The sequence below is a fragment of the Peterkaempfera griseoplana genome, from assembly GCF_001418575.1.
Taxonomy (GTDB): domain Bacteria; phylum Actinomycetota; class Actinomycetes; order Streptomycetales; family Streptomycetaceae; genus Peterkaempfera; species Peterkaempfera griseoplana.
In genome coordinates this window covers 1-9,304 of sequence record NZ_LIQR01000591.1, presented here as the reverse complement: position 1 = coordinate 9,304, position 9,304 = coordinate 1, and the positions used below count along the sequence as shown (strand labels likewise).

At 72.6% G+C, this 9,304-nt stretch carries 6 protein-coding genes; 5 read left to right on the top strand and 1 reads right to left on the bottom strand.

Features of this window, described 5'->3' with window-relative positions:
* Nucleotides 1-648, bottom strand: a 648-nt coding sequence (locus AOK09_RS33590; protein ID WP_055591005.1) for a maleylpyruvate isomerase family mycothiol-dependent enzyme, incomplete at its 3' end; no start/stop codon positions are given.
* Nucleotides 649-1,074: 426 nt separating this feature from the next.
* Between AOK09_RS33590 and uvrA the strand changes: the two genes are divergently transcribed.
* The 5 genes from uvrA to uvrC all read left to right on the top strand — a co-directional run.
* Nucleotides 1,075-3,972 (top strand): excinuclease ABC subunit UvrA, encoded by a 2,898-nt coding sequence (gene uvrA / locus AOK09_RS33585; RefSeq protein WP_055591004.1) that lies wholly within the window; start codon nucleotides 1,075-1,077, stop codon nucleotides 3,970-3,972.
* Between the two features lie 220 nt (nucleotides 3,973-4,192).
* A complete protein-coding gene (locus AOK09_RS33580) occupies nucleotides 4,193-5,722 on the top strand; it encodes a hypothetical protein (RefSeq protein WP_157876141.1) in 1,530 nt (509 codons plus the stop codon).
* 88 nt (nucleotides 5,723-5,810) lie between these two features.
* Nucleotides 5,811-6,260 carry a Rieske (2Fe-2S) protein gene (locus AOK09_RS33575; RefSeq protein WP_055591002.1) on the top strand — a complete coding sequence of 150 codons (450 nt, stop codon included), beginning with the start codon at nucleotides 5,811-5,813 and terminating at the stop codon, nucleotides 6,258-6,260.
* Nucleotides 6,261-6,476: 216 nt separating this feature from the next.
* Nucleotides 6,477-7,289, top strand: a complete 813-nt coding sequence (locus tag AOK09_RS33570; protein ID WP_055591001.1) for an SAM-dependent methyltransferase — start codon at nucleotides 6,477-6,479, stop codon at nucleotides 7,287-7,289.
* A 91-nt stretch (nucleotides 7,290-7,380) separates the two neighbouring features.
* The coding region (gene uvrC / locus AOK09_RS33565) for an excinuclease ABC subunit UvrC (RefSeq protein ID WP_055591000.1) at nucleotides 7,381-9,304 on the top strand (1,924 nt) is incomplete at its 3' end.

Genomic DNA, 9,304 nt, shown 5'->3' with positions numbered 1-9,304 from the left:
CAGCTCCGGCGGGCCCGCCGGGTCGCCGATGCGCAGCTCCTCCTCGCCGGACCCGGTGAGCAGCCGCACCCCCGGCACCCCGGGCGCCCCGTGGAGCGACGCGGCGAGCCGGTCCAGTTCCCGCCGGGCGAAGACGGCGGGCCAGTGCGCGGGCGTGTAGCCGGCGTCCAGGTCGACATGGTGGTACTCCAGCTCGATCAGCCGCTTCCAGGGGATGTCGGCCGCGGGGAAGGTGTGCCCCAGGCGGTGCCGGACCCGGAACGCCCAGGCGTCGTCGGAGAGGGCGGCGGCCGCTGCCTCGAAGCGCTCCTGGGAGCCGCGGAGGTCGGAGAGCTGCTCGTCGAGGGGGCGCCCGGCGCCCTCCTCGATCCCACGCTCCCGGGCCTCCGCGTCGGCGTACTGCGGGATGTGCCGCCCGGTGGCGGCGCCGGTGAGCAGGTTGACCAGCGAGTCGGCGTTGCGGGCGAGGTGGGCGAGCACATGGCCGCGGCTCCAGCCGGGCAGCGCGGAGGGCCCGCTGAGCTGCCCGGGCTCCAGCTCCGCGACGGTGTGCAGCAGACGCTCGGTGGCCTCGGCCACCTCGGCGAGGTCCTCGCGGATCTCGGCGGGGGCCGATTCGGCGGGCGTCGTCCGGGTCACGTCGGTCATCGGATGGGACCTCCAGCGGGTCAGGTGGCGTTTCCCGGGCCCGCCCCGCTCGTTGGTCGGGGTGGGCCGCACACCGGACGCTACCCGCGTTCGCAGGCCCCAGCAGGCGTTTTGCGCCGCGGGTCGGAACCCGGTGCCGGGCCGGTCGTCACTCGTTCGGGTGCTCTCCAGTGGACAAACTCGATATTCGAACGTCTGCGCTATACGCTGGTCTTCCCAAGTTGGAAGAAACACCCCAGCCGTCTGGTTACGATCCCCGTAGGGCGATGGCGCCGCCGTCTCAGCGGTGCGGTGTCCGCCCGCATACGGGACTGACGCCGGGCGGAGCCGGAAAGCCCCGTCCGGCCCCGCCCGGTTCCGCGGCGCGGGGAGCCTCAGATCACGGACCAGCCCCTCAGCCCCCTCCCCGGAGAAAGGCGCACAAGCGTGGCAGACCGCCTCATCGTCCGCGGTGCTCGCGAGCACAACCTGAAGAACGTCTCGCTCGACCTGCCCCGCGATTCGCTCATCGTCTTCACGGGGCTGTCCGGTTCCGGCAAGTCGTCGCTCGCCTTCGACACCATCTTCGCCGAGGGCCAGCGCCGCTACGTGGAGTCGCTCTCCTCCTACGCACGGCAGTTCCTCGGTCAGATGGACAAGCCGGATGTGGACTTCATCGAGGGTCTCTCCCCGGCGGTGTCCATCGACCAGAAGTCGACCTCGCGCAACCCCCGGTCGACCGTCGGCACCATCACCGAGGTCTACGACTACCTGCGTCTGCTCTTCGCCCGCATCGGCAAGCCGCACTGCCCGCACTGCGGCCGCCCGATCGCCCGCCAGACCCCGCAGGCCATCGTCGACCGGGTGCTGGAGCTGGCGGAGGGGACCCGCTTCCAGGTGCTCAGCCCGCTGGTGCGCGGTCGCAAGGGGGAGTACGTCGACCTCTTCGCCGACCTCCAGGCCAAGGGCTACGCCCGTGCCCGGGTGGACGGCGCCACGGTGCAGCTCACCGAGCCGCCCACGCTGAAGAAGCAGGAGAAGCACACCATCGAGGTGGTCGTCGACCGCCTCACGGTGAAGGAGTCCGCCAAGCGCCGGCTGACCGACTCGGTGGAGACCGCGCTGGGCCTCTCCGGCGGCATGGTGGTGCTGGACTTCGTGGACCTCCCGGACGACGATCCGCAGCGCGAGCGGATGTTCTCCGAGCACCTCTACTGCCCCTACGACGACGTCTCCTTCGAGGAGATGGAGCCTCGCTCCTTCTCCTTCAACTCGCCCTTCGGCGCCTGCCCGGACTGCACCGGCATCGGCACCCGGATGGAGGTCGACCCGGAGCTGGTCGTCCCCGACGAGGAGAAGTCGCTGGACGAGGGGGCGATCCACCCCTGGTCGCTGGGCCACACCAAGGAGTACTTCCAGCGGCTGGTCGGAGCGCTCTCCACCGAGCTGGGCTTCCGTACCGACATCCCCTTCGCCGGGCTCCCCGTCCGGGCCCGCAAGGCGCTGCTGTACGGGCACAAGACCCAGATCGAGGTGCGCTACCGCAACCGCTACGGCCGTGAGCGGTCCTACACCACCTCTTTCGAGGGCGCGGTGCCGTTCGTGCAGCGGCGCCACTCGGAGGCGGAGAGCGACAGCAGCCGGGAGCGCTTCGAGGGCTATATGCGCGAGGTGCCCTGCCCCGGCTGCCAGGGCACCCGGCTGAAGCCCGTGGTGCTGGCGGTCACCATCCAGGACCGCTCGATCGCCGACATCGCCGCGATGTCGATCAGCGACTGTGCGGAGTTCCTCTCCGCGCTGACCCTCAGCCGGCGTGAGAAGGTCATCGCCGAGCGGGTGCTCAAGGAGGTCAACGAGCGGCTGAAGTTCCTGGTCGACGTCGGACTGGACTACCTCTCGCTCAACCGCGCGGCCGGCACCCTCTCCGGTGGCGAGGCACAGCGCATCCGGCTGGCCACCCAGATCGGCTCCGGCCTGGTGGGGGTGCTCTATGTGCTGGACGAGCCGTCGATCGGCCTCCACCAGCGCGACAACCACCGCCTGATCGAGACCCTGGTGCGGCTGCGGGACCTGGGCAACACCCTGATCGTGGTGGAGCACGACGAGGACACCATCCGGACCTCCGACTGGGTGGTGGACATCGGCCCGGGCGCCGGTGAGCACGGCGGCAAGGTGGTCCACTCGGGGCCGCTGGCCGAGATGCTGGCCAACGACGAGTCGATGACCGGGCAGTACCTCTCGGGCAAGCGGTCCATCCCCACCCCCGAGGTGCGGCGGCCGCGTGACCGCAAGCGGCAACTGGTGGTGCACGGTGCCCGCGAGCACAACCTCAAGGACATCACCGTCGGCTTCCCGCTGGGCGTGCTGACCGCGGTCACCGGCGTCTCCGGATCCGGCAAGTCGACCCTGGTCAACGACATCCTCTACACCCATCTGGCGCGGGAGCTCAACGGCGCCCGCAGCGTCCCCGGCCGGCACACCCGGATCACCGGGACCGACCTGGTGGACAAGGTCGTCCATGTCGACCAGTCGCCGATCGGCCGCACCCCGAGGTCCAACCCGGCGACCTACACCGGGGTCTTCGACCACATCCGCCGTCTCTTCGCGGAGACCACGGAGGCCAAGGTCCGCGGCTACCTCCCGGGCCGGTTCTCCTTCAACGTCAAGGGCGGCCGCTGCGAGAACTGCTCCGGCGACGGCACCATCAAGATCGAGATGAACTTCCTGCCGGACGTCTATGTCCCCTGCGAGGTCTGCCACGGCGCCCGCTACAACCGGGAGACGCTGGACGTCCACTACAAGGGCAAGTCCATCGCCGAGGTGCTGGACATGCCGATCGAGGAGGCGCTGGGGTTCTTCGAGGCGGTGCCGGCCATCGCCCGTCATCTGCGCACCCTCAACGAGGTCGGGCTGGGCTATGTCAGGCTCGGCCAGTCCGCGCCGACCCTCTCCGGCGGTGAGGCCCAGCGGGTCAAGCTCTCCTCCGAGCTGCAGAAGCGCTCCACCGGGCGCACCGTCTACGTCCTGGACGAGCCGACCACCGGCCTGCACTTCGAGGACATCAGCAAGTTGATCACGGTGCTCTCGGGCCTGGTGGAGAAGGGCAACACGGTCATCGTCATCGAGCACAACCTCGATGTGATCAAGACCGCCGACTGGGTCGTGGACATGGGCCCCGAGGGCGGTCACGGCGGCGGCACCCTGGTCGCCGAGGGCACTCCGGAGGAGATCGCCGCGGTGGGCGAGAGTCACACCGGCAAGTTCCTCCGCGACATCCTGGGCGACCGGGTGAGCGACGCGGCGGCGGCGCCCGCCGCCAAGCGGTCCCGCCGCAAGGCCGGCTAGCAGCTCCTCCAGCAGCCGACCCTCCCGAGGAGGGCGCTGGTCCGGCCGCGTCCTGGTACGCGACCGGACCAGTCGGATCCCCAACGCCCCGTCAATGCCGTTGCGACGCAGCGGAGATGCGGGTGACCGGCGATGCCGGACCCGCCGACCGTGTGGTTCTCGCTGCCCGGCGGAGCGCCGGGCAGCGAGCCGCAGCAGGACTCCGCCCACCATGGGCGGCATGTCCGCTTCCAGCACCACCGCCGAGGCCCCCGACCCGCTGGACGACGCATCTCCGGCCACCCCGCGGCCCGTACCGGGACCGGGCCGCGGGCGCACACCGGCCGTACTGCCCCTGCTGGTGGTCCTGGTGTTCGCCGCCCTCCAGGTCGTCGCCCACGCCGACTGGACCCTGAGCAACGACTCCTACCGCTACGCCCGCCACAGCCTGGAGATCCTGGGCTCCGCACCGGCGCAGGCGCAACGCCAGGCCGTCCAGGCGTACTGTGCCTCCCGCGCGGAGCAAGGCCAACTGACGCGCGGACTCGACCCGGTCCTCATCCAGCGCTCCTCCCGGCGCACCCGCGACCTGCGGTCCTGTGTGGCCACCAACCAGCACGGGCTCGACCCCGCCGACCCCCGCTATGAGCGGATCTTCGACTCCCGACCCGGCTATCCGCTGCTGATCTCCCCGGCGGTGGCCGCCCTGGGCGTCGCCCGGGGCATGTGGCTCACCGGAGTACTGATCACCGCCGGAGCGTCGCTGCTGGTGGTCGCGCTGCTCCGGCAGGCCGGGGCATCCCGTCCGGCCGCGGTGGCCGGGCAGCTTCTCTTCCTCTGCTCGCGGCTGGGCTGGTGGTCCACCCAGCCCCTTGCCGAAGGGGCGGTCTCCGCAGGCGTCCTGGCGGCCCTGCTCGGCGCCTGGCGGCTGCTGCACGGCTCCCGCCTGTCCGGAGCCGCCCTGCTGACCGGGGCCCTGGCCGCCACCGCGCTGGTGAAGTACTCGACCGCGATGATGCTGGCCATCGCCCTCGCCCTGGCGGCCGGCTGCGTCCGGTTCCTCGCAGCCGGGTCCTCCGAGTCCGCCGGCCCGGCCCCCGGCCCGGCCAGCGCGCCCCGCGCCGGGACGGTGCCGCTGGCCCTGCTCTCCACCGCCGCGGCGGTGCTGATCGCGACCGCCGTCACCGTGCTGCGGCTTCCGGATGTGACCGAGACCCTCCAGGACACCTTCACCCACAGCTTCCACCGGGCGCCGGTGGCCGACCCCTGGCCGCGGCTGCTCCGGCTCGACCTCCGTTACTGGGCGCAGTGGGGCCGCGACCAGGCCGCCCATCCCCTGCTGCCGCTTCTGCTCTGCGTCTCCTGCTGGGCACTGCTGCGCCGCGGCCGGGTGCTGGGCGTCCTGGCGGCCGCAGCGGCGGCGCTGGGCCTGGCCACCGCCGCCGCCCACCCGGTGGCGGACCAGCAGGACCGGCTCTGGGCGCTGATCTGGGTGCCGGTGGTCCTCGGCCTGCCGCGGGCCCTGGACCAGCTGCGCGCGGCCGGGGCGCGGCAGGCGGCGGCGCCGCTTGCCGCGGTGCCGTCTGCCTCGGTGCCGTCCGGCTCCGCGCCGCCTCCGGCCGTTCCGTCTGCCGCGGTGCCGTCTGCCTCGGTGCCGTCCGGCTCCGCGCCGCCTCCGGCCGTTCCGTCTGCCGCGGTGCCGTCTGCCGCGGTGCCGTCGGCCTCGGTGCCGCCGGACGCCGGGTCCGCCGCCGTACCACCCCGGAGATAGAGTCGGCCGGGACCACCCCGGCGGCCGCATCGGCCGCCTCGCACCAGGTCGGCCGATGCGGCCGGCCGGCACCGACGGAGCACCACCCATGCACCACCTCGAAGGCCGACCCACCCCCGCCGCAGACGGCCCGTCCCGCCGGACCGTGCTGCGCGGCGCAGCCGCCGCCGGCGCGGTCGGCGCGGGGGCGCTCGGGCTGTCCGCCTGCGGCGCCGGCGGCGGCCCGTCCAGAACCGCGCCCGGCGGACCGGTGGACCTGGGCCCCGCCTCCGACGTCCCGGTGGGCGGCGGAACCGTCCACCGCGACCAGCGGATCGTGGTCACCCAGCCCGCCAAGGGCGAGTTCAAGGCGTTTAGCGCGGTCTGCACCCATGCCGGCTGCGTCGTCGACGGTGTCGTGGGCGACCTGATCGAGTGCCCCTGCCACGGCAGCCGCTTCCGGATCGCCGACGGTTCGGTGGCGGCCGGGCCCGCGCCCACCGCTCTGCCCGCGGTTCAGGTCACGCTGCGGGACGGCAGACTGATCGCCGGCGCCTGACCCGTCCGGCGCCCACCCGGCACCCGTCCTGGGCGGACTCTCCTGGGCGGACTCTCCTGGGCGGCTGGTCCTGCCCGGCCCGTCCGGCACCCGCCCCCGTCCGGCACCGCTGCCCGGTCCGGTCTCCCCGGCCGGCGGTGAGGCCGAACCCGTGAACAGGACCCACGGGACCGTCCTAGGCTGGCCCCGGAACCGAGCGGACGGGGGAGAACCGCGATGGACGACGAGACCGACCTCTCAGCGTGGGAGCGCCTGGGGGTGGACGCCACCAGGCCCAGCGTCGCCAGGGTCTACGACGCGATCCTGGGCGGCAAGGACAACTTCGCCGTGGACCGGGCGGTCGCCGCCAGACGGCTGGAGCTGATCCCCGACGGCGGCCAGGGCGCCCGCCTGTCGCGGGCGTTCCTGGCACGGGGGGTGCGCGCCCTGGCGGAGCAGGGGGTGACCCAGTTCCTGGACATCGGCTCCGGCCTGCCGACCGCGCAGAACACCCATCAGGTGGCGCAGTCGGTCCTCCCGGAGGCCCGGGTGGTGTACGTGGACCACGATCCCATGGTGCTGACGCACGCCCGCGCCCTGCTGGCCGACAACCCGCACACCACGGTGGTGGAAGGGGACGTCCGCGAGCCCGCGGAGCTGCTCGGCCGGCCCGAGGTCGCGGAGTTCCTGGACTGGCGACGCCCGGTGGGACTGCTGATGGTCGGCCTGGTCCACCACCTCCATGACTCCGAGGACCCCGCCGGGCTGGTGCGGACCTATGTGGACCGCCTGCCGCCCGGCGGTCATCTGCTGCTCAGCCACTTCTGCAACGCCACTCCGGAAGCCAGGCAGCTGGAGAAGGAGATCCAGCAGACCCTGGGCAGCGGACGGATGCGGGACCGCGCGGAGATCGAGGGGTTCTTCGACGGCCTGGAGCTGCTGGAACCCGGTGTGGTGCCGGTGGTCCGCTGGCGCCCGTACGAGCCGGTGCCCGAGCCCTCGACCGCCAGCACCCTGCTGGTCTTCGGCGGCCTGGGCCGCAAGGCCTGAGCCGCCCCCGGGAACCGGCGGTGTCCGGTCCGCTGTCACCGGGGGGCGATACTGTCGTCAGAGTCCGGGATCCGTTTGCAGGGGAGCACTGATGGCCGACCCGTCGACGTACCGTCCCGCGCCCGGGCAGATCCCGGACTCACCCGGCGTCTACAAGTTCCGTGACGCCCATGGACGGGTGATCTACGTCGGCAAGGCCAAGAGCCTCCGCTCCCGGCTGTCCTCGTACTTCCAGGACCTCGCGAACCTCCACCCGCGCACCGCGACCATGGTCACCACGGCGGCGTCCGTGGAGTGGACCGTGGTGGGCACCGAGGTGGAGGCGCTCCAGCTCGAGTACACCTGGATCAAGGAGTTCGACCCCCGCTTCAACGTCAAGTACCGCGACGACAAGAGCTACCCCTCGCTCGCGGTGACCCTGAACGAGGAGTTCCCCAGGGTCCAGGTGATGCGCGGGCCGCACCGCAAGGGGGTCCGCTACTTCGGCCCGTACGGGCATGCGTGGGCGATCAGGGAGACCGTCGACCTGCTGCTGCGGGTCTTCCCGGTGCGCACCTGCTCGGCCGGGGTGTTCAAGCGGTCCCAGCAGGTGGGGCGGCCCTGTCTGCTGGGCTACATCGGCAAGTGCTCCGCGCCCTGCGTCGGCCGGGTCACGGCGGACGAGCACCGCGACCTGGCGGAGGAGTTCTGCGACTTCATGGCCGGCCGCACCGGCACCTATCTGCGGCGCCTCGAGGAGCAGATGCGGGAGGCGGCCGCCGACATGGAGTACGAGCGCGCCGCCCGGCTCCGCGACGACATCGGCGCCCTGAAGCGGGCCATGGAGAAGCAGGCCGTGGTGCTGGCCGACGGCACCGACGCCGACCTGCTGGCCATCGCCGAGGACGAGCTGGAGGCCGCCGTCCAGATCTTCCACGTCCGCGGTGGCCGGGTGCGCGGCCAGCGCGGCTGGGTCACGGACAAGGTGGAGGACGTCGACACCCCCGCCCTGGTGGAGCACGCCCTGCAGCAGCTCTACGGCAGCGGCGACGAGGCGGTGCCCAAGGAGGTGCTGGTCCCCGCGCTGCCCGAGCCGCTGGAGCCGGTCGCGGACTGGCTCTGCACCCTGCGCGGCTCCCGGGTCGACCTGCGGATACCGCAGCGCGGCGACAAGAAGGACCTGATGGCCACCGTGCAGCGCAACGCCCAGCAGACGCTGGCCCTGCACAAGACCAAGCGGGCCTCCGACCTGACCACCCGCAGCGTCGCCCTCCAGGAGATCGCGGACGCGCTGGGGCTGGACTCTGCGCCGCTGCGCATCGAGTGCTTCGACATCTCCCACCTCCAGGGCGAGGACGTCGTCGCCTCCATGGTGGTCTTCGAGGACGGCCTCGCCCGCAAGAGCGAGTACCGGCGCTTCGCCATCAAGGGCTTCGCGGGCCAGGACGACGTCCGCTCCATGCACGAGGTGCTCACCCGTCGCTTCCGGCGCTATCTGCAGGAGCGGCAGGCCACCGGCGAGTGGGAGGTCCCCGAGTCCGGGGAGGCGCCCGCGCCCGGCGAGATCCTGCCGGGGGAGGAGCCCGTGGCCGGTCCCATCGACCCCGAGACCGGCCGCCCCCGGCGCTTCGCCTACCCCCCTCAGCTGGTGGTGGTGGACGGCGGCCAGCCGCAGGTGGCCGCGGCCCGCCGGGCACTGGACGAACTGGGCATCGACGATGTGGCGCTGTGCGGCCTGGCCAAGCGGCTGGAGGAGGTCTGGCTCCCCGGCGAGGACGACCCGGTGGTGCTGCCCCGCACCAGCGAGGGCCTCTACCTGCTGCAGCGGGTGCGTGACGAGGCCCACCGGTTCGCCATCGCCTACCAGCGCAACAAGCGCTCCAAGCGGCTCACCACCAGCGGGCTGGACAGTGTCCCCGGCCTGGGGGAGACCCGCCGCCAGGCACTGCTGAAGCATTTCGGCTCGCTGAAGAAGCTCCGGGCCGCCACGGTCGAGGAGATCTGCACCGTGCCGGGCGTCGGCCGCCGTACGGCGG